This is a genomic window from Yersinia intermedia, from assembly GCF_900635455.1.
In the GTDB taxonomy this organism is placed as follows: domain Bacteria; phylum Pseudomonadota; class Gammaproteobacteria; order Enterobacterales; family Enterobacteriaceae; genus Yersinia; species Yersinia intermedia.
The window spans coordinates 2635130-2659721 of record NZ_LR134116.1; the positions used below are offsets into that span (position 1 = coordinate 2635130).

Sequence of the window (24592 nt, forward strand, 5' to 3'; positions counted from 1 at the left end):
AAAGTCATTGAAGGTGCAGGTACGGAACCAATACAATTTATCGCCGACTAATCAATAGTGTAATTCACCGACATTACCCCTTTTTTCTCCGAAATAGACTGTATAACAACATGGCCCAACTCACGCAGAGAACAAACATGGGTACCGCCACAGGCATACGCCGGTAATTTGCCAAATCCAATTTCGCGGAAATTACCCTGTATCCGCGTCTGTCTTGGTAAATCCTGGTCAATAAATTGCTCTAAGGCTGTCTGAATAATATTGATATCAATAGGATGTTGCTTCTCGGCCCGCTTAAATGAGACTCGCCCCTCCCCTGGCCAATGATGGGCTTTTATTGGCAACCAACCATAGCTTTCGCCAATATTACCAATCACATGTCCAGCGGAATGCATGCGTGTATTCAAGATGCGCCGTTCACGGTCGACATGCGCAGGCTGTTTACCCAAGGCAACAGGCAGGGCCACATAGTGAACCACTTGATTTTGTTGCTGAACCACATGTAATACCGGACTACCGCCAATTGAACCGATATCGGAAGGTTGCCCACCACCTTGCGGATGGAAAATAGTTTCCTGCAATATTAGGGCGAATTGTTCACCGTCAGGCGTGCAGCTCAGGACATTTACATCCGCAGCCAGTGTATCGTTGTCAAAAAATAGGCGAGTTGTCATAGTCATTGTCCTTTTATCATTTCCATTATGATTATATTGATGTCAGTCTGTCGTGATAATCCATCATGAACTCAAAGGACTGTTGCGTTGTGAGCACAAATCAATCTCTGACTCTGCTAAGTGAGATGGCTGTTTTCGTTAAAGTGGTAGAAACCGGCAGTTTCTCTGTTGTCGCACGCCAGCTAGGTGTTTCACCCTCAGCAATCAGTCGCAGCGTCAGCCGGCTCGAAAAAGCACTGGCAACGCGCTTATTACACCGAACTACACGTAAGTTGCGTTTGAGCGAAAGCGGCGAGGAAGTTTTTAAACGCTGTCATATGATGCTTAACGCAGCCAATTCAGTGATGGAGGTGAGTGGTCAGTACAATCAGGAACCGGAAGGACTCATCCGTATCAGTGTGCCAAAAGCTGTTGGCCGCTTTGTCGTTCACCCGCATATACCTGAATTCTTGCGCCGCCACAGTAAAATAGATGTACAACTGATCTTAGATGATCGCTACGTTGATTTAATTGAAGAAAATGTAGATCTGTCAATTCGCATTACTGACCAACCCCCACCGGGAATGATTGGCCGCCAATTGATGACTATCGAACACTTGCTGTGTGCCACACCCGAGTATCTCTCTATTCATGGAGTTCCCCTACATCCTCATGATTTGGCACACCATAGTTGTATTTATCTCGGAGAAACACCGGGGGATGCCCGCTGGAAATTCCGCCAAGGTAGCAAAGCGGCGACTGTCGCAGTACGGGGCCGCTACGCAGCTAACCATACCGGTGTCAGACTAGATGCCGTCTTACAGCATATAGGTATTGGTAGCCTGCCTTATTTTACGGCCAGAACAGCATTGCAACAGGGGTTGATAGTGCAGGTATTACCGGGGTGGCGCTTTACCAGTTCGTATAGCGGCGGCTTGTGGTTACTCTACCCACCAACCCGCTATTTACCCCCCAAACTCCGCGTGTTTATTGATTATATTGTCAATTGTTTACATGATGAACCCAACTTACCCCCCGCTGCGGTTAAACTACCAGCGATTTAATCTGCTGTATTAACCCCCACTAAGTGGCTGGTTGGGTACCTGCGGTACAATTATCGCTTTTTCGCCAGTAATGTCGCAAAGCGCAATTTTATCCGGTTGCCTTGGGCGTCAGTCTTATGTAATTGCCCAACATCTTCGTTGTACTTGATAATATCCCAATCTTTATAGTAATGACTTAACTCACCTGACTTTAATGTAAAGGAGAACGGCACAGTACAAGGGAAGTCATCGGTAGACATGGCAGAGATAATCAAATTATAACCGCCGGGCAAGGTGCACTCTTGCATATTATTAATAATAGAGGGAATTCTTTCCGGTTGCAGGAACATCAGGACCACGGTCGACAGAATAAAATCATAGCGGTTATCTACACTGGCATCATTAATATTGTAAGTGCTGGCGGTAATATTTTGCAGTTCTTCCTGTGCAATAATTTGCTGCAAGTTACTGATACTGTCGCTATTTTTGTCTACCGCCGTGACATCAAAACCCAACAAATTCAGATACAACGAGTTCCGACCGGAACCACAGCCTAAATCCAATGCTTTGCCCGGTTTAACCGTTCTCACCGCTTCAATAACTTCAGAGTGCGTCGCGGTTAAATCGTATTTTTTATGATAAAAATCTTCCGCCGTGCAATAGAAACTGAGCTGGCATTGCAGATCATCTGAACAGGAGGCAATACGGTGCCAGACTTGAGGGTCAATAAACGGCGGTTGCTGCTCACAAGAGAAGCTATGCCTTGCCAGAGTGTTCCCTGCTTCATCGAGGATCAGAAAATCCATCTCCCCACTTAGGATGGTCAGTTTGGCCCAAGTACCTGCCTTGGTATTGTGTTTTTCCCGAAACATCGCCGGTACAGCGGCGCTGTTCCAGACAGGTAACTCTTTATAACACAGCAGCGCTGATGTATTTTCCATACTGATACTCCTCAGATAACTTAAAGATGCATTTAATATGCAACATATAGTACAGCATTAACATTATCAAATGAAGCCGTCGGAACAAACAAATTCGGCACGGGCTTTGGTTTGTTTAAATCAGTCAACAAATTGAAATAAAAGATAATATTACATCAAGGCATCGTGCGTTTAATCGTTTTTAAACTTTCGATATGGCTGGCCAGTTTTTGAATATCGTCATCCGTCAGATGTGCTTTGGCCTTATTGCCTCGGCCAACAATCTTGCCATCGCGGCGAGCAGTTAGACCATCAACAATCTCATCACGCGATAACGATATCAGTGGCGGCGCTTTATCCAAGCCTTTGCGATCAGCCGAGCGCCCATGGCAACTTGAACAAGTTTGTTTATAAATATGTTCACCGTCAGTGGCTGCCTGAACCGTGACACTGAGCAGCAGAACACCGGCGGTTAACAACAGCACTACCTTCATTATGCACCCGCCGCCCATTGTTGGAACAACGTAACCAGCGCCTGCTCATTACGTGCGCCCTGATGCAGTTGCGTCACTTTACCACTGCGGTCAATCAGGAAAGAAGTGGGGGTGCCAATAACCTGGTAACGTTCTTGTGTGATACCTAATTGATCACGAATGACCGGATAGCTAATATTCCTCTGAGCCAGCACCGGATTGATATCCACCTGCTCAGGATCGGTGTTAATCGCCACAACCACGATATCATTCCGATACTCCTGACTCAGTTTATCCAGCGCCGCCATTTCAGCCAGGCAACCGCCACAGCTAGCTGACCAGAAGTTGAGGTACACCTGCTTACCTTTCCATTGATCAAGTGCTACCGGCTTGCCTTGCAGGTCATAAGCCGCCAATTGAGGGGCAACTTCCCCCACCACTAACTCTTCTTGTTTACATGCGCTAAGTAGCAATAACACACCACACACACCGATAATTTTTAACCGATTACGCCACATGATGACGGCTCTCTTCATTAAGATATTTGCCGTGCTGGAGCCGGATTACCCGATCAGCAACACACCCTAAATCTGGATTGTGGGTGACCATGACAATGGTTCTACCCTGACGATGAATATGATTTAGCAGATCCAGCACCCGCTGTTCATTCTCTTCATCAAGGTTGCCGGTCGGTTCATCCGCAAAAATGATAGGAGGCTGATTAACAAGTGCACGCGCAATACATACCCGCTGTTGCTCACCACCAGAGAGTTGGCTAGGTAAATGCCCCATACGCGGTGTCATCCCGACTTGTTCCAAAACCTGCCGCGCCGCGTCTTCATCAACCACACTGTGATAATGCTGCGCTAACATAATGTTCTCTAACGCGGTCAGGTAAGGGATCAGGTGAAACTGTTGAAAAACCAGCCCTATCTTGTCAGCCCGAAACTGTCTGCGGCCTTCTTCGTCTAAGCCTGCGGCATCAATACCATCAAGTAACACCTGCCCTTCGCTAACGGTATCCAGACAGGTCAGGATATTCATTAATGTTGTTTTACCTGAACCCGATGCCCCCATAATCGCCACAAACTCACCACGATTAATGCGGATATTAATGTCTTCCAGCGCTGTAACTTGCCCAAAACGCTTATATAAATGTCGGGTTTCAATGACGGCATCCGTGGGGTGTTCAGGTTTCACCCGTGTTAGTGGCGATGTCATTTGCTACTCTCCTTTCAGGACTTTAGCGGGTTCAATATGAATAGCCCGGCGGGTGGGAACAATTGCCGCCACGGCGGCGACTAACAATGACAATACCAGGGTCAATGGCAGTACTGGTGCCCGCAAAGCGATTGCCGCACTGAACACCGTCTGACCCAATACTTGCGCCAATACATAGCCAAGCAGAGCACCGCAGACTGCGGCAGCCAGTGATATAATCAGCGTTTCAGTCAGCATCTGACGAATAATATCGGCATCACTGGCACCCAATGCTTTTTGCAGGGCGAACTCTTTCGAACGCTCACCCACTATCGCCATTAAGGTGGTGTTAACGCACAGGGATGACAAAATAAGGATCACTACGGAGACCAGCCCCATCAGCCCTTTTATTTTATCAAGCACCTGACCTTCAGAAGCGGAGACCTTACGGATTGGCCGAATTTCAAGATCAGGATATTGTTCACGCAGATGGCTGGCGAATGTTTCAACCTGCCCCACATCATTACTGACGCTAAGAAGCGCATTGCTGATATGCCCCGGTTGATTGAGCCATTTTTGCGCCAGTTCAAGATTGACGATTAACATGTTATCCGTGGCGTCACCCGCTTCAACAATACCTTTGACCTGTAGACGCTGGCGAGTCGCTCCATTCACTAATGTAATGCTATCGCCTACTTTGACGTGCAAGCGTTCGGCAAGTTTGACACCAATCATGGCATTGCGATCATCAAAACTGACGCCGATCCAGTTGCCGGTTACTTGCCAGTAGGGAACGAGCTGTTGTAGAGATTCAAACCACACCCCCATCAGCACCACTTTTTCTAATTCGGTACGGGCCATACCATAAATATAGGGGCTGGAGGCATTGATAAGCCCTTTTGGGGCCGCATCTATAATCGGTTGAAATCGCTGTTGTTCAAAAGAGTTACCATGCCCTGGGCCGATATAGAAATTGGCACCAAAGGTTCTTAACTCCTGGCTCATCTTGGCATTAATATCGAAATAAACTGCCGACATCGCGGTGACAATTGCCGCGCCAACAGTGAGTGCGGCAAATACCACACTGACCCGTTGCATCCGCAGGCGCAGTGCACGTAATACCAATCGCCAGAACATACTATTACTGCCTTTATGCTGTATTGCGCGATGATTAGCGGCCATAAAGCACCTCCACTGGATAGAGACTGGCAATACGCCGGGCAGGGAACCAGGTACCTATGATGGCAATCAACACGGATATCACCAGCACACAAGGCACCACCATCCAGGCAAAACTAAGCGGAGCGCCGAACAACATCAGGCCAATGGTTTTTGCCAAGCCCCAGCCAGCCAAACAGCCCGCTAAACCACCAATCAAGCCACTGATTGCTGCTTCAAGATAAAACAGCATCAAAATTTGCCACTGACGCGCCCCCAATGCTTTCATCAAACCAATCTCTTTAGCACGTTCCATAATCGTGCTGGTCATCAGCGATGCTATTCCCATTGCCGCAGCTATCAACGCAGCCAGCGTAACCACCGCCAACAGGAGTTGTATTTTTTCAATCACCACGCCTTCAGATGCAGCAACCTGCCAGATAGGCCGCACTACTGAGCCGGAAATCGCCTCCTCCAGTTGGTGCGCAATTGAAGAAACGTAGGCGGTGCAATACCACAGGTCATATTCTTCGGCATTGAGGGCTTCAAGGTTTTCGCGCGCTTTACGCGACAACTCATTTTCCGGCACAGTCAATGCTGAAACCCGCACCGCTTGGATTTTCCCTGGTAGACCGAGTAGTGATTGTACTGCGCTTAGGGGTAACACCAGGCGGCTCTCTTCTTCACCACCACTACTCAGCACCCCACTTATCTTCACCGTTAGTGGGCCAGAGGCACCGTTGAGGTGCAACTCATCACCGACTTTCCAGCCAGTTTGCTGTGCCAGTTGTTTACCTAACAACGCCTCAACCGCTATAGCATCGGCTTTAACTGGCTCCTGCGGCCAGTTACCCTTAACCTGCCAATACGGGCTGATAATTTGCTGACCGGTGTGATAGTCCTCTTCATCGGGTACATCAACCGGCTGATTAAAATAGGTCCCCAGCAGCGGAATAATCTGGCCTTTAACATCAGTTTCACCGCTCAGTAGTGGCGCAAAACCGACAATATTGTTACGCCAAAAAATATCTTTGATATTGGGTAACTCAGCTTGATCAAGGAAATCCTGCCCGCTAAGTGGGTTACTCTGCTCACCGAACAGTGAAGGTAGTGCCACCTGTCCAGCAGGCTCAATCAAAATATTGGCACCATAAGACTTCAACTCACGCGACATTTTATCGCCAATATCTATCGACACCGCCAACAATGACGAGATGAGTCCGGCAGCGAGGAAGACCGTAAATACCGCCAGGGATTTACGCCGGACATTCCTGAACCAAGACTGCTTGAGCATGCGCCATAGCATAATTATGGATTCTCCTGCGTGTCACTGCCTTCACTACTGGCAACGGATGTCACAAACAGCTCCGGGTGTTCGCGGAAACGGTTGTAATTCGCCTCAGAGGAGAAGAAGTAGGTTTTATCGCCATAGCTGTACTTAAATTCTGCCTTTTGATTGGTGAGGCGAGTCTTATCAACCGGATCAATTACATCAAGCGTCACTACCGTGGTGAAGTAATTGACTCCCGCCTCTAAAGAGGCTTTGGGAATCACTAACTCTTTATCATCACTTTTCCAACCCTCCAACGGTATCGGGTTACAGCCCCCTGCTTTACCGATCGACGGAATGAAAATATGCACTGCGCAGGCAACGCAAATAACCTGGTTGCCTTCCATGACATACCCTTGATCACCACACAACAAGCAGGCATCGAAGACCACACTCAGGCGCAGACGATCGGGATAACGGTTAATAATAAAGAAACGCACTGCTTTGCCATCCTCGGCGACCCAGACAAAACGATGCAACTTACCATCGCGTACCTGCTCGACTGGTATACGGACTAAACCATCAGCCGAGAGTGTCACAGGCAAGGCCTCAGACAACTGCGGTGGTTGAGAGGCGACGTTATCCCAGTACAGTTGAGCGCCGGCGACCATAACCCATGCCAGCAAGGAAAAAACAAAGATTCTGCGTACATTACGGTAATCAGCTAAGGCTTTACGGTGAGCAATCGGGTCTAAATTTTCACCGACAACCCGGCGGAAATTACGTAACGGTATCAAGTAACAAAAGGTCGTAAAGGCCAGAAGCAGCGCACAAATGTAACTCAGCCAGGCATGCCCATTGGTAACTAAAGCGACATAGCTGAGTAGTGATTTAGCCAGTGGCACAACCTGTAACTTCATTAATAACAGAATGCCATTGCCACTAAGTGGCAAAATCAGTAATACCGTGATAAGTATCAATAACGGCCAACGGCAACGAGGCAACTGCCTGACCATCATCAGCAATAATACGGCACTGAAAATAACCCAGCCGAATGCCACGACAATAGCCGCCAGATTGAGCAGTAAATCGGTGTTGATGACATGGGTATTGGTAAAGGCACCGAGATTCGGGTTATTGCCCCAATTGAAGGCCGCCCCCAATACCAACAGGGCTTGCCAGGCATAACCTAACGACTGGCGGAGCGTAAATTGACTTAACAAGAATAACAGCAGTGCGAGAAGTTGCCCTCCCGCCAGAACTAGCTGCAATTGCTGCGATTTTGGGTAATGAGTACCGGCCCAAATACCCACGATAGCCATGAGTACCGTTATCCATACCACCCGGTTCAATGCAGGGGCTGGCCTGAATGCCCAACTTAACCCCAATAACAACGCTACCGGTAAAAAGGCTTGTAGCACGGAAACAAAAAAATAACTCATTAGCACACACCTTGGGCAAGAAAATCACAACACCTGCCAGTTATCACTGACCAGCTTTTACATCGCGCTGATAACAATGCTCTAATAAAAACGCTCTAATAAAAACGCTCTGACCGTCTAGCATTAAGAAAAAACCGCGATAACTGTTTAAGCCATCGCGGTCATTGCTATCAATTCAAACCGGTATATTTAAAGTCATAACTCACATCAAACGGTTTCCACCAGCGGCCAACACCGGTTTCGCTATCAGTATGGCGATGTAGCCCAGCTTTAGATGGCTCACTGATGTGGTAAGTGACTTTATAGTTACCTACACCCATCATTTTAATGTTGGCACCGTAGTGTGGACCGTCGCTGGCAACCATCGGCATGAATGTGCCTTCTTGTTTTGCGCCAGTGTCCGTGTTCACCAAGGTATAAGCGATAGTCAGGTACGGCATCCATTCACCCGCACCAAACCCATTTTTATTGCCTTCGGTGGCATGGATATCTGCCTCCAGATGAATGTCAGCTTTCGCGGCTGGCAACCCCATACCACGCGGTTCCATATCGATTGGCTGCAAGTAAACCGCAGCAATTTCCATATCATTAATCTTGATAGGCTCGCCAGCCGGATACTCTTTAAAGGCGAAAGCTGCAGGCGCTGCAAAAATGCTGGCGATAATGCTGCTGGCAATAATCGTTTTCTTCATGGTCATGTAGCACACCCTCTGGTATCAAATGATAATTACATTGTCGTTATTCACACCGGCATCATGCCGGACCATTACGCTAAGACAGTACGACCACGCCGTTGCATTACCCAAAGAGCAACCAGCGCAGCAATCAGTAATATCCCTTGAGGGATCAGGGTTTCCAGATATGGATAGATCCCCAACCAACTGATTTCAGGTATGCCAGCTAGCAGTGTCGGCTCAAATAATTTACCTTCAATTAGTTCAAGGACACTCTTACCGGCAAACACAAACGCCATCAGGTACATAAAACCGCCGGTAAACATAAAGAAGGGTTTAATTGGCAATTTGACGACGGTAAAACGCATGACCAGATAAGCGGCCAACAAGAATACGCAGCCAACGCCAAAACCCGCCAGAATGGACAAGTGGCCGCTGGTGGTGCTGGCATCGCCCATCAGGGCCAAATAGAACAGTACGGTTTCAGCCCCTTCACGGTATACCGCCAGGAAGCTTGTCAGCCATAACCCGACCATCGAACCACTACTGAGTGATTTAGAAAATTTCCCTTCAAGATAGGCTTTCCATTGGCGCGCTTCAGTCTTCGACAGTAGCCAGTAACTCATTGAGAACAGCATCACCACGGCAATCATCATGGTGAAACCTTCTAATAGTTCCCGGCTTTGCCCTGAATTGGCAAATAGCCACTGGAAGACGAAAGCGGTTAGCACGCTGGCGATTAAGGCCACTACGACGGATTGGCGAATGAGCGGCAATTTATCCTGATGGTTGTTTTTCACCAGATAAGCCACTATTGCTGCAACAATAAGTAAGGCCTCCAGACCTTCACGCACAATAATCAGCAGGCTATAGATGAACAGACTCCAGTTAGTTTCATCCCCCCCACCCAGCATCTCTACAGCGCTGGCCAGATCCTTTTGCAACGTGACGGCTTCAGCTTGTAACTGTTCGACTGGCTGACCGGCTTTCATCAGACTAACTAAACGGGTGAAATGCCCTTCTAACGTCGATTTAAACGCAGCATCACGTGAACCAACTTTATTCTCCATGCCACTGGCTTCGAACAAATCAAAGTAGGTATCCTGCACCGCCATCATTGCGGGTGTGGTCTGGCCCTTTTGGTACTGACCGATAGCCCGGCTAATTGCCTGATCTATTTTGCTGGAAACCGCCGCCCAATCCGCATTCGCTTGCCCATCAGCATTGGCATCTGACGCCGATGATTGCCCAACATTGGCTTGATCTGCGGTGACTTGTTGTTGTTCTCGCGTTGTTGGTAAGCCCGGAAGGGTATCTTCGATAGTTTGCAGTAAAGCGGTGACACGATAGGCCACGTCGGTCATTTGGTCTGGCTTGCGGGTGAGATCGATTAATGCGGTAAATTGTTGGTTAATCGCTGCCGCTGCTTGTGCGGAACGGTTGCCCCGTACTGACATTTCCATTTCAGAGTTTTTAAAACCTTGATAATGAGCCTGTTGCACGCTGTTACTGGCTGCGGCGAACTTCCCTTCTTGATATTCACTGATGGCTTGTGCCAGCAAGTCATCAATGATTTTGAAACTCTGCTGCCAGTACAGCGCAATCTCGCTGTTTTCATAGGCAGCATGTTGCTGTTCTGCGTTAAGTCTATGCCCATCGGCCAATACCGGCAGCACCGCCGTTAGCTCACTTTTAAGCCAATCGATTTTACTATCAACATCAGCTTGTGGCTTGCCCTCACCAATCATGCGCCGGATTTCGCCAAATGCGGCTTCCATCTGGTAGCTCTTCTGGGCGGAGATATTGATACGAATCGGGCCTTCGAGGTTCTCAAATACCTCAAAATAAGCCATCTGCACCGTAGTACGGGCTTCATTATTGTTCTGTTGTTGGTACAACTGAGACGTTTTATCAAGACGGGATTGGATATCATTAACCAACTGCGGGTAATCCACAGCAGCCCAGGTTACTGACGCAGATAGCCACCAACAGCAGCAAAGTAGAAAGAGCTTGTGCCAAATTCGCATATTTAAGTAACGCACATGATGTTGATAATGAGATTTATTTACATTACCACTAAACAATTGAAATGTGTCTTGATCCGCATCAAAAAATATTTGGTTTCTTGAATTTTTGTTTAAAAATGCGGAGCACCCCGCAATTTCATATTGGGAAAGAGTAAACGCAAGGCAAACAGCAGATTTTTTCATTCAGTGAGTTGCGGTGAGGCAGAAAATCACCTGGCCTGCTGCGGAAGTACCACAGGCGTGCATAACCTAATTCCGCAGACAGGCGTTTATGTAAGTGAAATATTTATCTGAGTAAAAATACTTAATGGTTAATTAAAGCACCTGGTCGCCAGTAACCTATTAGAAGAAATATTTAAATCTGGCACGGACACCATAGCGGTCATCGTTTTCAGCATTGACCACTTTATTGTCAGGTGATACTTCCAATTTAGACCAGTAAGCACCAAGATATAAATTAAAGTTATTCATATCCATAATATTGGCAATTTTATAGGAAGTATGAATCGTGTGAACATCATATTTATCTGGCGAGGTCAATAATCCTGAAGTAACCAACCCTGCATTTGCACTGTTGAAATATTCGATGTCGTTGTGTGCGTAAATATAACCAATTTCAAAGTTTCGCCATAAGATATTAGCCCCCGCACTGAAGTTCTTCTCATTGGTAGCATCCATATAAGCTGAACTCAGATTAGCGACAATACCATTCTCAGGATCTTTATCCTGATTATTCCAAGTCAATGTTGCCCCATAACCATTACGTTTCGATTGATCCTGGAACTGACCCTGATCATCACGATAACCATAGGCATTACTGATAACGTTACTTTCCATTGCTATAGCCGCAGAAAGACTATCTTGTTTCCACGAAATCACTGGGCGAATATATGCCACATTTTTTTCGTTTTCCAACGTATTGCCATGATAATTTTTATCAGCGAATAACGTGGTTCCGTCTTTTAGAATGGTGTTAACTTCAAAATACCAGTTACCCAGATATTTACTCACCAGGAAGTTACCGCCATTGTTGCTGCGCCCACGGCCTTCTTTCATCATATAGATGTAGCCATAACCATCGCTGTAGAGATCATTCGCGGTATTCCCCGAATGTTGGACGAAAGTATCCTGATTTAGCGGGAACATATCATAGGCTTCAAAGCGACCGACTTTAACTTTCCAATCTTTTTCATTACCAAAGAAGAACGCTGCGTCATCGAGGTTCATATGTCCACCAATATCAGCCAGTGGCTGTACAGTGAAACCTGCGAAATTGCCGTTATTCATGCGCCGATAACCATCCAGGCCAATCAATATCCGTCCATTAATATCCCATTGTTCTCTACTGCCTGCTTTCCAGTCCTTATTTGCACTGGTGCGTAGAGATGTGAGTTGCCCGCTCTTACTGGCAGCATCCATATTAATCTCAACATCACCGTATAATTTCAGATTCCCTTGTGGGGTTTCCCAGGATACTTCAGCTAACGCAGGCAATGATAAAAGACTGGTAAGTCCAACCAGTATAAACTTATTCATAATAACCATCTCTATTTAGGATAATGTGAAGTGAAATATTACTCATTTAAATAAGGATGATACTTATCCCCCCTTAATTTAAAGAGTTAATGATTTATTTATTTTTTATACCCAGAAGTATCTTTTGGCAAATAATGACCAATGGCTAAATATTCATATTTGACCTCAATGCAATAATTGATTTGAATTTTTATTTGACTTATACAATTAATTTAATTTTAAGAATAAAGTTTATCCTCGCTGATATAACAACACTAATTCATTGGTTAATTCACGGGCTAATAACGATGTCATTAAATGATCTTGAGCATGGACCATTATCAATGTCATCGGTGCTTTGGCTTCACCGGCATCTTGCTCGATAAGCATGGTTTGCATCCGATGAGCCGCTTTGGTAAAACCATCTGATTCCGATAACAGTGCATGCGCTTGAACAAAATCACCTTCGCGGGCGGCGCGCAATGCCTCAAAGCAAAGACTTCTGGCCTGACCGGCATTGACAATGATCTCCATTACGGCTTCTTCCAAATCAATCATTTCTCTCTACCTCATCAAAACCTTGATTGCTTGCTGTTGCTGCAAACCATTCGCCGTTTTTTTTCACAATACGTTGCTGTGTTTTCAAATCTAACTGCACAAAGCCATAGCGGTTTTTATAGGCATTACACCATGACCAGTTATCAATAAACGTCCACATATGATAACCAAGGCAATGACTCCCTTGCGCCAAGGCACGATGCACCCATTTTAAATGCTCAGAAACAAACTCAATACGATAGCTATCATCGATCTGGCCGTTGTGGCTAAATCGCTGTTCATTTTCAACCCCCATACCGTTTTCTGAAATAAAACAGCGTGGATTACCGTAGTTTTTGCGCAAGTTAGTCAGGATATCGTAAATACCTGGTTCATAAATTTCCCAACCCCGGTACGGGTTCATTTTACAGCCTGGCATCTGATAATAATCAAACAGCCATTCTGGCATAAAGGGAGATTCTGGATTGACTCGACTATCGCGACATTTAATTCTACGTGGCTGATAATAATTAATACCGAGTAAATCTACTTTACCCTCAACGATTAATTCACTGTCTCCGGGTTGGCAGGCAGGCAGTTGATCATAATCTTTCAGTAATGCGATCAACTCAGCCGGATACTCACCGCGCAATACCGGATCAAGGAAACTGCGATTAAATAGCAAGTCGGCGATATTAGCTGCTTTTACATCCGCAGGATTTTCAGAACGCGGATACGACGGTGTAAGATTTAAAATAATACCAATCTCACCACCTAACTCACGTTGACGGTATTTTTTTACCGCTAAAGCATGAGCCAGCACAGTGTGATAAGCCACCGTTGCCGCCCGTTTGAAATCCACAACATTCGGATAATGGAAATCATAGAGATAGCCACCTTCGACTGGCACGATAGGTTCGTTGAAGGTAAACCAATGTTGTACCCGGTCACCAAATAAACGGAAACAGGTATCGGCATATTCAGCATAGGCGTCCACCACATAGCGGCTCTCCCAGCCCCCCAACTCTTGCATGACTGTTGGCATATCAAAATGAAACAGATTAATAAATGGTGTTATCCCCTGCGCCAGCAGTTCGTCAATGACACCGTTATAAAAATCCACGGCCTGCGGATTTACTTCACCTCGTCCATTAGGGATCAGCCGTGCCCATGAGATGGAGGTGCGGAAACTGTTGTGATTTAACTGTTTCAACAAAGCAATATCTTGCTGCCAGTGCTGATAAAACGTTGATGTCTGTTGCGGCCCAATCTGCTGATGAAAACGACCTGGCTGTTTATCAAACCAAGTGTCCCAGACAGTAGCACTTTTGCCACCATTCAAGCTTTCACCTTCGGTTTGCGGGGCTGAGCTGGCACTGCCCCACCAAAAATCACGTGGAAATTGATACTTCATCATACTCTCCGTAAAGATTAATCGAATCACGACTTAGCGAGTTTCGGCTGATTCAGCAAAGCTCTGTTGTTGCTCTTTTTCCTGCTCAGTTTTCAGCAGGCTGCGCTCATAAGCTTTGAGGAACGGGTAATACATCACCGCAGAGAACACCATGCATAACAGGCACATAACTACCGGACTAAATGCCCAGTTAGCAGCCCAGGAGGCACCAATCGGCGCAGGCGTCGTCCAAGGCGTTAATGACACAACTTGAGCGATCCACCCCAATTTGGTCGCTATATAGGCCAATGTGGCGTTGATCATCGGAACGAAGATAAAAGGCAGGAAGAACACCGGGTTCATGATGATGGGGGCACCAAACAGAATCGGTTCATTAATATTAAAGAAGCTTGGGACTATCCCCATTTTACCAATAGTGCGCAGATGAATAGCTTTGCTGCGTAATAGCAGGAAGGCCAGAGGTAAAGTCGAACCCACACCACCGATCAATAAATAGTGATCCCAAAAACCTTGCAAATAGATATGAGGTAACGGCGCTCCGGCAGCTAAAGCCGCTTGATTCAACGCTAAATTGGTCATCCAGAACGGGTTCATGATACCAGTGACAATCAATGCACCATGGATACCGGCGAACCACAAAATTTGGCATAACAGAACCGACAACAAAATGGCAGGCAGCGAATCCGAGGCAGAAACTAAAGGTGCCAACAGGTGCATAATCGCTTCAGGAATAATCATTCCTGTGGAGGATTCGATAAATAAATTCAGTGGATGCAATGTCGCAACCACTGCCACTACGGGGATCAGAATTTCAAAAGATCGTGCAACCCCAGTCGGCACCTCTTTCGGCAAGCGGATAGTAATATTGTGGCGCTTTAGGAATGCATACAACTCTGTGGAATACACCGCTGTAACGATGGCGGTGAAAATCCCTTGCCCTGAGAAATATTGGGTTGAAATGTGCCCATCAGCATAAGGTGCTGCTACCAGCAAAAAGGACATCAATGCCAGTAGTCCGGTCATGATCGGGTCCAACTTATATTGCCGCCCAAGGCTGGCACCAATCCCAACCGAGATAAAGAAGGTCATCACCCCCATGCTGAGATTGAAAGGCAACATCAATTGCTCACGGTAGGTGCTAGAGAAGTTCAACCAGCCACGGGCAAACCCCCATGTGGTATCCGCAGAAAACGGCGGAAATATAAACACCAACATAAATGAGCCGATAATCATAAACGGCAGTGCCGAGGTGAATCCATCACGAATAGCGATTATGTACTTCTGTTGCCCCAGCCGCCCGGCCAGTGGTGTGATGGTTTGTTCAATCATCCCAACCATTGTTTGGTAAAGAGAACTCATTGCAGATACCTTTTATTTCACTGCATTAATAAGAGATAAGGCAAAATCGAGCACCTCATCACCACGTTGCATACCGTAATCCATCATGTCGATAGTCATCACCGGAATGCCCAAAGGCTCAGCGATTGCAGCCAAATCCCGTTGCATATACTTCACTTGTGGCCCCAATAGCACAACTTGATAGCGGCTAAACTGTTCATTGAATTCACTGGCACCAAAAGCATCAATCTGAACCTCAAGTCCGCGCGTTGCTGCCTCAGCCAACATCTTTTTCACTAACATGCTGGTAGACATCCCGGCGGAGCAGCACAACATTATCTTTTTCATTACGTTTCGCCTCAGAGTAACTTTGTCATATTGAGCCTCATTGGAAACAAAATGGAAACCGGTTTCCATTCAAACAGAATAGATATGAGAGCGCGCTCAAATATTTAACCACTGAAAGATATGCAGTTGTGAAAGACGTCACAAAAAGCTAAGCACCGGATGCTGTTTTATTGGATACTCTCGCGTAACAACGGTTTCCGTTATGATCATCACGGTATAGAATAGATGCAGTAAGACTGGAACCAAGGAAATAGGGAACTGACCAGGCCCTCTGGCCATTGATCAGATAAAGTGGAGTTAAGTTATGTCGACTATTAATGATGTATCGCGGTTAGCCAACGTATCTAAAGCTACAGTGTCCCGGGTGTTAAGCGGTTCACGCGGCGTCAAGGAAGAGAGCCGCCTGGCAGTGATGAAAGCCGTTGAAACCTTAAATTATAAACCGAACGTTATCGCTCAGTTTCTGACCGCACAGTCAACCGGGTGTGTCGGTGTGATTTGCGCTACTGAACACATTCAGCAAACAACCAGTTATCTGTTTGCCTTGGAAAAACAGTTCAGCCAGCATCAAAAGCACTTATTACTGCGCTTTGCCGACAATAGCGTCGGGGTGGCAAATGCCGTCGCTGAGTTAGCCAATGGTTTGTGTGATGCCATTATCATCATCGGCGCGCGCTTTCCGCTGCCATCTCCTGATGAAAATACCATCATGATTGATTGTCTTGAGTCCTCGACCCCGAACAGTATTTTATTCGATCATTCATTTGCGGCAGAAACGGCCTGCCACTATTTGGTCAGTCAAGGCCGCCGCCATATTGCGCTGCTAAATCATGCCTCTGGCACGGTAGCGGAACAGACGCTACTGGGTTATCAACGGGCGCTGGAAAATTACCTGATTCCCTATAACCGTAGTTTAGTCATGGGTAACGTTCACTCCTCTTCAGAGGCGTTACAGACGCTATTGAATAACGGCGCACAATTTAATGCGCTGTTGGTAATGGATGAAATCGAAGCGCAAAAAGCCATCTCGTTATTGCATGTCTTCAAGCGTACCGTTCCTGATAAAGTGATGGTTTTCAGCCTGGATGGTTCAGTACAATTACCCGGTATCCCGGCAGTACCGGCAATAGAGTATTCATTAGAAACATTGGCGAGAAAGGTTGTCGACTTAATTGATGCCCGCGCGGGTAAACATGTAAATCCGCAGGTTTTCCGGGGTAATTTGGTTGTTCCACACGGATTAATAGAGTAACGCTAGCCCTTTAGGTGGTAGATGATGCATCGCATTCAGACAGAATATGAAACTCTCCGCGCTTCGCTCAGTGATAGCGCGCAGATCACCCTGCTGCACATTGGTCGTGATACAAGCACCGTAATCACTGACCCAACTAGCCCACAATGGCAGCTTACCGTGGGTGATACCAATACCGCTCAACACTATTTCCACCACAATCCTCCGACGGCTGATGAGATGGAAACCGCCATTATGGTGGTTGAAGATGAAGTTATCCGTATTAGCCCTGCGGTGAATAAAACCTCGCAATTAGTCACCACCGATAGCGAGATAGCCGAGATAGCTCAACTCGCGGGTTTGTCATTACAGGGTGAAACGCACTTATCACTTGAGGCCGTAGAGCGGATGTTTGACAGGCTGGCGGCGGTGATGATGGGCAGGCCCGCAGCATCTGAAGGGATACCGGCAGATAATGTGTTTGCCGCACGCCTGCTGATCCTGCGTGAGTTTATGCATCATTTGCAGTTCCCGTCGATTACGATATTGACGTTGTAAAACGAGCGTCACTCATCAGCGCCGCCACAGGGTCAGCAGCTATGATTGATAAGGTTTTATCCAACTTAACCCTGCCACCGTATTAGCTCGTGGTTGGTACTCGCAACCAATCCAACCGCGATAGTTAATGCTATCGAGCAAATCGAATAGGTACGGGTAATTAATTTCCCCTTCATCCGGTTCATGACGATTCGGCACCGACGCAATTTGAATATGACCATAGCGGCCAGCTAAAGAGGTAATTAAGTGACTGAGATTGCCATCCACTATTTGCGCATGGAAGAGATCCAATTGAGTAAATACATTAGGGCGATCGATAATATTAACCAGTTCTATGGTCTGATACTGACTGGAAAAAAGATAATTAGGCTTTATTTTCGGATTTAACGCCTCGATCATTACCTTAATATTATGTTCGGCAAAGCGGTCTGCCGCATAGCGAATATTGTCAACAAACGTCTGCTGATAAGGTGCCCGATCAGCACCCACTGGCACTACACCGGCCATCACATGGACTGACGGGCACTCCAGCACTAATGCATACTCCAACGCCAAATCAATATCGCGCCGTGCATCCTGCTCCCGCCCAGGTAGTGCAGTCAGCCCCCATTCACCGCGACGGGTATTTCCGGGTGCAGTATTAAACAGCACTTGCTGCAAGCTATTTTCTGCCAGTTTCTGTGCAAGTAGTGCCGCCGGATAGTCGTATGGAAATAGGAATTCCACCGCACTGAAACCGGCATCTTTAGCCGCTTTAAAGCGCTCAAGGAAAGGAACTTCGGTAAACATCATTGATAGATTAGCAGCAAACTTAGGCATTTTTAACTCCTTAACTCTGCAATTTCGTCATCCGTCAAATAGCGAACAGGCCGGTCACCCAGTGTAAATATCAGGCGGGCGGTTTCCTCTAGCTCTTCCATATTATCAGCGGCTTCCCGCAGGCTTTTACCCACCACAACCGGGCCATGATTTGCCAACAGGAAAGCACGATAGTACGGGGCCAACATTGCCAGTTCCTCCCCCAACCGAGCGTCGCCAGGACGGTAATACGGCACCACCGGAACATCGCCGACCCGCATCACCACATAAGGTGTAAAGGGCTTGATGGCATTACGGCTATCCAGCCCTTGTAAGCAGGACAGCGCCGTCAGATAGAGGCAATGGAGGTGAACAACCGCTTCACACGCAGGGTTATTAAGGTAGATTGCGCGATGAAAACTGACCTCTTTTGACGGCTTATCACCTGAGATCCATTCACCTTCCAAACTGACTTTTGATAACCGCTCCGCATGCAACTCACCCAGACAGGAACCTGTTGGCGTGGCCAATAATGTGCCATCAGCCAGTTTCATTGACAGATTTCCCGCAGAGCCTGTGGCGTAACCCCGTTGGAAAAAGGACGCACCTAACTTAACCATCTCTTCCCGCGCTTGCTGCTCATTCATACTGCGAACTCCGTTTGTGCTCTGGCAAAAAAGTTTTCGTCACCAAAATTACCTGACTTCAACGCCAGTGAAACCGGATGATCTGTAGATTTTACCCAAGGGACTCCCGGTGAAATTGCCGGGCCGATATGGAAAGCTTGAATACCCAAAGATTGCGCGACAATCCCCGAAGTTTCGCCACCTGCAACTATAAAACGTTGGAAACCAAGTTGTTGTAAACGGCGTGCAATGGTGCCGAACAACCACTCGACCGCCTCACTACTGGCGGCCGCCCCCCATTGCTGTTGAATTTTTTGTAACACCTCAGGTTCAGTGGTGGCATACAGTAACGGCGCCAGCGGACCGACAGCATTTTCCATTACCCATGCGCATAACTCTTCAGCATAAGATTCAGGCTCGGTTAGACAACGGGCGATATCGACTGATTGGCAAGGTGCTTGCTGTGCATAACGAGCCACCTGACGGTTGGTCATCACCGAGCACGACCCCGACAGAACCACACACAGTTTACCTTGTGGTGCGCCAGCAGATGTGGCTTGCGGTTGATGGCGCTCATTAGCCGCCCATTGCCGGGCCAGACCGATGGCCAAGCCGGATCCCCCGGTCACCAGTACCATGTCGCGTACTGCTTCACCCTGTGTTAGCAAGTGACTCTCATTTAAGGTATCCAGCACCACATAACGTATGCCCTCTTCCTTTAAGCGAGCGAGCTGTGACCTCACCGCCTGAACCCCTTGGTCCATCACCGTACTATTGATTAATCCACTGCGGCCACGCCCCTGCGCGTCCATCAGACGCAAGAGATTGCTGTCTGTCATCGGTGTTACCGGGTGGTTACGCATTCCCGACTCCGACAGCAGTTGCCCCATCACAAACAGGTAGCCCTGATATACCGTCCTTCCATTCACCGGTAGCGCCGGAGAGATGATGGTTTGTTGCTGATCCAGTGCATCGAGTAATGCATCAGTGACCGGGCCAATGTTGCCTTGCGCGGTGCTGTCGAACGTTGAGCAGTATTTGAAGTAGAACTGTTCGCAGCCCTGCGCTTGTAACCATACCAGTGCCGCCAGTGAGTCCGCCACCGCTGTTGTCGTTGGGCAAGAGCGTGATTTCAGGCTAACCACGGCCGCATCAGCATCCACATGATAACCGGCATCGGGCACACCGTTGATTTGAACCGTCGACATACCATTTTCCACCAGAAAACTGGCGATATCCGTCGCACCGGTAAAGTCATCCGCAATAACACCGAGTCGCATCAGATATTCTCCTGTTTTTCCGGCCAGGTAATGTATTTTCCCTGGGTGGCATTCACCACCGGCACGACGACCGCATCCAATTTGTTGGCAAAATCATCCGCGCTGACTTGTGCGCTAATAGCGCTATTTTTTTGTAAGGTTTCCAATGCCACCGGATTAAAATCAACACCGTAGGTCTGTAGCCCGGCGTTAATACAAGACTGTGCTGCCCCCATCCCCATAGAGCCTAGCCCAATAACGCATACTGATAATGTTTCTGCGTGAGTCATATTCTCTCCATGTTAATTTTGGTGATAATTTGATTTCTTATGTTAAGCATAGCGGCAAGAAGGGGTAACCGTCGTGAGTTGAATCACAGTAATTAACACTAAAAAACATTAAATCACATCATTTCACATCTCATCACTCTGCAATGCACCTCTATATTCAGCAGTTAAATTAATCAATTAGCCATTTTTGACTGTATTCTTTAGCCATTTACCTCGCGAATTTCACTGCTCCACGTAACATTTACGTTAAAAAATGAGAAAGAAATTTTCACTCTTGGCGTATAATCACATTAATTACCATCCTATCCCCGAAAGGGGCGAACCTGGCGAGGAGTTAATGTGATACCGGTTGAACGTCACCAACAGATACTGGCACTGGTTGCCGAGCGTGGTGTGGTTAGCATTGCTGAATTGACCGATCGTTTAGGCGTATCGCACATGACGATTCGCCGCGACGTGCAGAAACTGGAAGAGCAAGGTGCGGTATTATCGGTGTCAGGCGGAGTACGCTCCACTGAGCGCCTGGCCGCCGAACCTTCACATCTGGATAAGACACAGATGTACAGCAGCCAAAAAAATGCCATTGGCATGTCAGCCGCGCTGCATATTCCCCGTAATAGCTGTATTTATCTTGATGCTGGAACAACCACACTGGCACTGGCGCGCCAATTGGAAGCCAGAGATGATTTATTGGTAGTGACTAATGACTTCGTCATCGCCAACTTTCTGATTGAATCCTGCCAATGCAGAATGATTCACTCCGGCGGTACGCTGTGCCGTGAAAACCGTTCATGTGTCGGGGAGGCAGCGGCACGAGCACTACGAAACTTATCTATTGATATCGCGTTTATTTCGGCTTCCTGCTGGGGGTTGCGTGGCATATCTACGCCAGACGAAGATAAGGTGGTGGTCAAACGGGCCGTTTGTGACGTCAGCAGTAAACGCGTGCTACTGGCTGATGCATCAAAATACGGCAAAATAGCTACCTATCTGGCATTACCCCTTGCAGACTTCGATGTGGTCATCACTGATAGCAGTTTATCGGCAACTGCCCATGAAGAACTGGCCGATAAAGAGATTGAACTGATCATCGCCCCCGCCCTCCACCAGCCGAACTGATGTTAAAACAGCCTCTGGCGGTCCCTTTTGGGGCAAATGATAAAACCACCTGACCGTGTTCAGTTTGAATAATTATATAAATCGTTATGTAGTTAAAGTAATTCTAAGTCTTAGCATCCTAATAAATAAACGGCGTAAACTAAGCAATCATTGAGTTTGACCGTTTATTTAGCTTACTGCTGATTCGCACCATACCCATTACCTCAATTTAGCGGTCTATGCATCACCCTGGCCAGTATCTCTGGAGCATGACATGAACAACGCAACAACGGCAGCAAAGCAAAAAGTGCCGTTACGGCTCAGCACCACCATTACCTTGATGGTTTCTGGGGTAATTGTCTCGGTGCTTTTGGTGGTTCACACATTGTTCTTTATTCAGCTCAGTCAAATGGCACAGGATAGTTTGCAAAACAAAGCCGTCGCCGTTGCACGCGCATTATCTTTCTCGCCAACCATTATTAACGGATTGAGTGACCCGGCTGCCGGGCAACAGATTCAGGCTTATGTCAGTGAAGTTCAAAAAGCCAATGGCCTGTTGTTCATCGTAGTGACCGATATAAAAGGTATCCGTTACTCACATCCTAATCCTGAAATGATCGGTCAGCACTTTATCGGTAATGACCTGCTACCGGCATTAGCCGGGAAAGAGAATATTGCGATAAACCGTGGGGTGCTTGAACGGGCATTGCGTATTTTTATTCCGGTCTATGAACCGCACGGCAAACAGATAGGTGTAGTTGCTATTGGTATCTCACTTACCAGTATTGATTCGGTGGTGAGCGAAACGCGTTGGACCATCCCGTGGACCATATTATTTGGTGCGTTGATTGGTTCCTTGGGTACCTGGTTTTTGGTCAAAGCACTTAAACGAATTATGCTGGGCTTCGAGCCCTATGAAATATCGAATTTATTCGAACAGCGCAACGCTATGTTGCAATCAATTAAGGAAGGCGTCATCGCGGTTGACACCAACTCACGCATTACCGTCGTTAACCATGAAGCGCGGCGCTTATTTAAACAAAGTGGGCCGATGGAGAACTTATTACTCAGTAATGCCAGCAAATATTGGCCGGTGCGCTTGTACTTACAGCAGGTATTGGAAACGGGCATCGCTCGCCGTGACGAAGAGATAAACTTTAATGGCAGCATATTACTGACCAACACCGTTCCGGTAATAGTAAAAGGCGATATTATCGGCGCAATCGCCACCTTCCGCGATAAAACTGAAGTGAGCCAACTGATGCAACGTTTGACCGGTATGGTGCACTATGCCGATGCGTTGCGGGCGCAGTCACATGAATTTATGAATAAACTTCATGTCATTCTGGGCCTGTTGCATATGAAGTATTATCAGCAACTCGAAGATTATATTGTGAAAACCTCCAATAATTATCAGGCAGAAATTGGATCACTATTGCGTAAAGTAAAATCGCCGGTGATAGCCGGTTTTCTGTTGGGGAAAATTAACCGTGCACGCGATTTGGGGATAACCTTATCCATCAGCGACGATAGCCTGCTCCCCGATACGGATAATGAACAAGTGACCACCACCTTGATTACGGTGTTGGGCAATCTGATTGAGAACGCTATGGACGCCATCGGTAACCTGAGTCAACGGGAGATCAATGTCAGCTTCCACTATCAAAATGGCCGGGTACATTGTGTTGTCAGCGATGATGGGCCAGGTATTGCATCAGAATTGCAAAGCCGTATTTTTGATAATGGTTTCTCCACCAAAGGGACTGAACACGGTATCGGTTTGAGTCTGGTCCGCCAGAGTTTAGAGAGTATTGGTGGCAATATAGAATTTGATTCTGAAGCTGGCGTTTTTACCCAGTTCTTTATCAACCTTCCTTACAACATCAGCGCGGTAAATCATGATTAATGTATTGATAGTAGATGATGATGCAATGGTAGCTGAGCTGAACAAGTGTTATCTGAGCCAAGTGGCAGGCTTTAACTGCTGTGGTACAGTTTCCAGTTTACAGCAAGCTAAAGAACATTTGATGACGACAGAACAACCCATTGACCTGGTGTTGTTGGATGTTTTTATGCGCCAAGACAATGGGTTGGATTTGCTGCCAGTGTTGCGTGAATTCAGCGAACATACTGACGTGATTGTTATTTCATCTGCCACTGATGTGAATACCATCAAGAAAGCGCTGCAATACGGCGTAGTGGACTATTTAATTAAACCCTTCCAGTTTTCGCGTTTCGAAGAGGCACTCTCCACTTACCGTGAAAAACAGAGTTTGCTGGGGCAACGTGAATATTGTGCTCAAGAAGATGTCGACTCATTACTGCGGCGTAGCAATGCGACACCAACCGAGCGCAAGAAGTTACCAAAGGGGCTGACAGCACAAACACTGCGCACGGTGTGTGAATGGATTCAGGGCATGCAGGATGGGGAATTTTCAACCGAGCAGATGGCGAACGCCATTGGTATTTCACGAGTTTCTTGCCGCAAGTATTTGATTTACCTTTCTGATACTGAAGTTTTGAGTACTAAGGTACTTTACGGTGCGACAGGTCGGCCAGTTTATCTCTACAAGTTGCTACCCAGCCAGCAAGAAGTATTAAAGCAGTATTGCCAGTAATGAGCCACGCTGCCCGGAACCTGTTTTTATAAAACAACATACGCAAAAACTGTCTTCATAAAAAACAAGCGGCATCCGTTAAGGGATGCCGCTGATGACGTC

Annotated in this window: 24 protein-coding genes and 1 pseudogene; 6 read left to right on the top strand and 19 right to left on the bottom strand. The window is 47.0% G+C overall.

Translation table 11 applies throughout. The features are described from left to right. Positions 1-47 precede the first annotated feature (47 nt). On the bottom strand, positions 48-674 hold the full coding sequence (locus EL015_RS12025) for an alanyl-tRNA editing protein (RefSeq protein ID WP_005185019.1): 627 nt from the start codon (positions 672-674) through the stop codon (positions 48-50). Between the two features lie 89 nt (positions 675-763). Here EL015_RS12025 and EL015_RS12030 point away from each other — a divergent pair, with 89 nt between their 5' ends. Continuing rightward, positions 764-1717, top strand: coding sequence for a LysR family transcriptional regulator (locus EL015_RS12030; protein ID WP_005185017.1), 954 nt, complete (start codon positions 764-766; stop codon positions 1715-1717). Positions 1718-1767: 50 nt separating this feature from the next. Here EL015_RS12030 and tehB read toward each other — a convergent pair whose 3' ends face one another. From tehB to EL015_RS12100, 14 genes are all read right to left on the bottom strand, one after another. Further along, positions 1768-2637 carry an SAM-dependent methyltransferase TehB gene (tehB, locus tag EL015_RS12035; RefSeq protein WP_005185015.1) on the bottom strand — a complete coding sequence of 290 codons (870 nt, stop codon included), beginning with the start codon at positions 2635-2637 and terminating at the stop codon, positions 1768-1770. A gap of 155 nt (positions 2638-2792) precedes the next feature. Further along, on the bottom strand, positions 2793-3110 hold the full coding sequence (locus EL015_RS12040) for a c-type cytochrome (protein WP_032906286.1): 318 nt from the start codon (positions 3108-3110) through the stop codon (positions 2793-2795). Then, positions 3110-3607, bottom strand: a complete 498-nt coding sequence (locus EL015_RS12045) for a TlpA family protein disulfide reductase (RefSeq protein ID WP_032906284.1) — start codon at positions 3605-3607, stop codon at positions 3110-3112. Before EL015_RS12045 ends, EL015_RS12040 begins: the two co-directional genes overlap by 1 nt. After that, on the bottom strand, positions 3597-4310 hold the full coding sequence (locus EL015_RS12050) for an ABC transporter ATP-binding protein (RefSeq protein ID WP_032906281.1): 714 nt from the start codon (positions 4308-4310) through the stop codon (positions 3597-3599). Before EL015_RS12050 ends, EL015_RS12045 begins: the two co-directional genes overlap by 11 nt. Positions 4311-4313: 3 nt before the next feature. After that, a complete protein-coding gene (locus EL015_RS12055) occupies positions 4314-5426 on the bottom strand; it encodes an ABC transporter permease (protein ID WP_005185005.1) in 1113 nt (370 codons plus the stop codon). A 34-nt stretch (positions 5427-5460) separates the two neighbouring features. Continuing rightward, positions 5461-6753, bottom strand: coding sequence for an ABC transporter permease (locus tag EL015_RS12060; RefSeq protein WP_032906276.1), 1293 nt, complete (start codon positions 6751-6753; stop codon positions 5461-5463). A gap of 2 nt (positions 6754-6755) precedes the next feature. Beyond that, positions 6756-8159, bottom strand: a complete 1404-nt coding sequence (locus tag EL015_RS12065) for a Fe-S-containing protein (RefSeq protein ID WP_005184999.1) — start codon at positions 8157-8159, stop codon at positions 6756-6758. 170 nt (positions 8160-8329) lie between these two features. Then, a complete protein-coding gene (locus EL015_RS12070) occupies positions 8330-8857 on the bottom strand; it encodes an iron transporter (RefSeq protein WP_004390794.1) in 528 nt (175 codons plus the stop codon). A 68-nt stretch (positions 8858-8925) separates the two neighbouring features. Beyond that, positions 8926-10860: an FTR1 family iron permease gene (locus tag EL015_RS12075; RefSeq protein WP_032906356.1), complete on the bottom strand. Its 1935-nt coding sequence runs from the start codon at positions 10858-10860 to the stop codon at positions 8926-8928. Between the two features lie 342 nt (positions 10861-11202). Further along, the gene (locus tag EL015_RS12080) at positions 11203-12405 is read right to left on the bottom strand and encodes a carbohydrate porin (protein WP_005184993.1); all 1203 of its coding nucleotides are present in this window, start codon (positions 12403-12405) and stop codon (positions 11203-11205) included. A 222-nt stretch (positions 12406-12627) separates the two neighbouring features. Next, the gene (locus tag EL015_RS12085; RefSeq protein WP_032906274.1) at positions 12628-12933 is read right to left on the bottom strand and encodes a PTS lactose/cellobiose transporter subunit IIA; all 306 of its coding nucleotides are present in this window, start codon (positions 12931-12933) and stop codon (positions 12628-12630) included. Further along, positions 12926-14326, bottom strand: a complete 1401-nt coding sequence (locus EL015_RS12090; RefSeq protein ID WP_032906272.1) for a glycoside hydrolase family 1 protein — start codon at positions 14324-14326, stop codon at positions 12926-12928. Before EL015_RS12090 ends, EL015_RS12085 begins: the two co-directional genes overlap by 8 nt. A gap of 33 nt (positions 14327-14359) precedes the next feature. Beyond that, complete coding sequence (locus EL015_RS12095; protein ID WP_032906271.1) at positions 14360-15685, bottom strand: PTS sugar transporter subunit IIC; 1326 nt, start codon at positions 15683-15685, stop codon at positions 14360-14362. Positions 15686-15697: 12 nt separating this feature from the next. Continuing rightward, positions 15698-16012, bottom strand: a complete 315-nt coding sequence (locus EL015_RS12100) for a PTS sugar transporter subunit IIB (protein WP_032906269.1) — start codon at positions 16010-16012, stop codon at positions 15698-15700. Positions 16013-16316: 304 nt separating this feature from the next. Here EL015_RS12100 and EL015_RS12105 point away from each other — a divergent pair, with 304 nt between their 5' ends. Next, positions 16317-17264: a LacI family DNA-binding transcriptional regulator gene (locus tag EL015_RS12105; protein ID WP_032906268.1), complete on the top strand. Its 948-nt coding sequence runs from the start codon at positions 16317-16319 to the stop codon at positions 17262-17264. A 24-nt stretch (positions 17265-17288) separates the two neighbouring features. Beyond that, the gene (locus tag EL015_RS12110; RefSeq protein ID WP_032906266.1) at positions 17289-17801 is read left to right on the top strand and encodes a hypothetical protein; all 513 of its coding nucleotides are present in this window, start codon (positions 17289-17291) and stop codon (positions 17799-17801) included. A gap of 39 nt (positions 17802-17840) precedes the next feature. On the opposite strand, the gene EL015_RS12115 is transcribed toward EL015_RS12110, so the two are convergent. From EL015_RS12115 to EL015_RS12130, 4 genes and pseudogenes are all read right to left on the bottom strand, one after another. Next, entirely contained in the window at positions 17841-18620 is a 780-nt protein-coding gene (locus EL015_RS12115) for an HPr family phosphocarrier protein (protein WP_005184974.1), read from the bottom strand. Between the two features lie 2 nt (positions 18621-18622). Next, complete coding sequence (otnC, locus tag EL015_RS12120; protein ID WP_032906265.1) at positions 18623-19246, bottom strand: 3-oxo-tetronate 4-phosphate decarboxylase; 624 nt, start codon at positions 19244-19246, stop codon at positions 18623-18625. After that, positions 19243-20505: a 3-oxo-tetronate kinase gene (gene otnK, locus EL015_RS12125; protein ID WP_005184968.1), complete on the bottom strand. Its 1263-nt coding sequence runs from the start codon at positions 20503-20505 to the stop codon at positions 19243-19245. The genes otnC and otnK overlap by 4 nt, the downstream gene beginning before the upstream one ends. Positions 20506-20519: 14 nt before the next feature. Continuing rightward, positions 20520-20774, bottom strand: a pseudogene (locus EL015_RS12130) (NAD(P)-binding domain-containing protein); the annotation flags it as partial. A gap of 339 nt (positions 20775-21113) precedes the next feature. Between EL015_RS12130 and ygbI the strand changes: the two are divergent. The 3 genes from ygbI to dcuR all read left to right on the top strand — a co-directional run bounded on the left by ygbI (position 21114) and on the right by dcuR (position 24490). Further along, the gene (gene ygbI, locus EL015_RS12135; protein ID WP_005184965.1) at positions 21114-21893 is read left to right on the top strand and encodes a DNA-binding transcriptional repressor YgbI; all 780 of its coding nucleotides are present in this window, start codon (positions 21114-21116) and stop codon (positions 21891-21893) included. A gap of 253 nt (positions 21894-22146) precedes the next feature. Further along, positions 22147-23778, top strand: coding sequence for a sensor histidine kinase (locus EL015_RS12140; protein ID WP_005184962.1), 1632 nt, complete (start codon positions 22147-22149; stop codon positions 23776-23778). Beyond that, positions 23771-24490 carry a two-component system response regulator DcuR gene (dcuR, locus tag EL015_RS12145; protein WP_032906262.1) on the top strand — a complete coding sequence of 240 codons (720 nt, stop codon included), beginning with the start codon at positions 23771-23773 and terminating at the stop codon, positions 24488-24490. Before EL015_RS12140 ends, dcuR begins: the two co-directional genes overlap by 8 nt. Positions 24491-24592: the final 102 nt, after the last annotated feature.

Coding starts and splice junctions, on each gene's coding strand:
- tehB (WP_005185015.1), bottom strand. CDS start 2,637: ATGGAAAATACATCAGCGCTGCTGTGTTATAAAGAGTTACCTGTCTGG.
- EL015_RS12070 (WP_004390794.1), bottom strand. CDS start 8,857: ATGACCATGAAGAAAACGATTATTGCCAGCAGCATTATCGCCAGCATT.
- EL015_RS12025 (WP_005185019.1), bottom strand. CDS start 674: ATGACAACTCGCCTATTTTTTGACAACGATACACTGGCTGCGGATGTA.
- EL015_RS12115 (WP_005184974.1), bottom strand. CDS start 18,620: ATGCCTAAGTTTGCTGCTAATCTATCAATGATGTTTACCGAAGTTCCT.
- otnC (WP_032906265.1), bottom strand. CDS start 19,246: ATGAATGAGCAGCAAGCGCGGGAAGAGATGGTTAAGTTAGGTGCGTCC.
- EL015_RS12040 (WP_032906286.1), bottom strand. CDS start 3,110: ATGAAGGTAGTGCTGTTGTTAACCGCCGGTGTTCTGCTGCTCAGTGTC.
- EL015_RS12110 (WP_032906266.1), top strand. CDS start 17,289: ATGCATCGCATTCAGACAGAATATGAAACTCTCCGCGCTTCGCTCAGT.
- EL015_RS12100 (WP_032906269.1), bottom strand. CDS start 16,012: ATGAAAAAGATAATGTTGTGCTGCTCCGCCGGGATGTCTACCAGCATG.
- EL015_RS12075 (WP_032906356.1), bottom strand. CDS start 10,860: ATGCGAATTTGGCACAAGCTCTTTCTACTTTGCTGCTGTTGGTGGCTA.
- EL015_RS12060 (WP_032906276.1), bottom strand. CDS start 6,753: ATGCTATGGCGCATGCTCAAGCAGTCTTGGTTCAGGAATGTCCGGCGT.
- otnK (WP_005184968.1), bottom strand. CDS start 20,505: ATGCGACTCGGTGTTATTGCGGATGACTTTACCGGTGCGACGGATATC.
- EL015_RS12105 (WP_032906268.1), top strand. CDS start 16,317: ATGTCGACTATTAATGATGTATCGCGGTTAGCCAACGTATCTAAAGCT.
- dcuR (WP_032906262.1), top strand. CDS start 23,771: ATGATTAATGTATTGATAGTAGATGATGATGCAATGGTAGCTGAGCTG.
- EL015_RS12085 (WP_032906274.1), bottom strand. CDS start 12,933: ATGATTGATTTGGAAGAAGCCGTAATGGAGATCATTGTCAATGCCGGT.
- EL015_RS12045 (WP_032906284.1), bottom strand. CDS start 3,607: ATGTGGCGTAATCGGTTAAAAATTATCGGTGTGTGTGGTGTGTTATTG.
- EL015_RS12050 (WP_032906281.1), bottom strand. CDS start 4,310: ATGACATCGCCACTAACACGGGTGAAACCTGAACACCCCACGGATGCC.
- EL015_RS12095 (WP_032906271.1), bottom strand. CDS start 15,685: ATGAGTTCTCTTTACCAAACAATGGTTGGGATGATTGAACAAACCATC.
- EL015_RS12055 (WP_005185005.1), bottom strand. CDS start 5,426: ATGTTCTGGCGATTGGTATTACGTGCACTGCGCCTGCGGATGCAACGG.
- EL015_RS12080 (WP_005184993.1), bottom strand. CDS start 12,405: ATGGTTATTATGAATAAGTTTATACTGGTTGGACTTACCAGTCTTTTA.
- EL015_RS12090 (WP_032906272.1), bottom strand. CDS start 14,326: ATGAAGTATCAATTTCCACGTGATTTTTGGTGGGGCAGTGCCAGCTCA.
- EL015_RS12065 (WP_005184999.1), bottom strand. CDS start 8,159: ATGAGTTATTTTTTTGTTTCCGTGCTACAAGCCTTTTTACCGGTAGCG.
- EL015_RS12140 (WP_005184962.1), top strand. CDS start 22,147: ATGAACAACGCAACAACGGCAGCAAAGCAAAAAGTGCCGTTACGGCTC.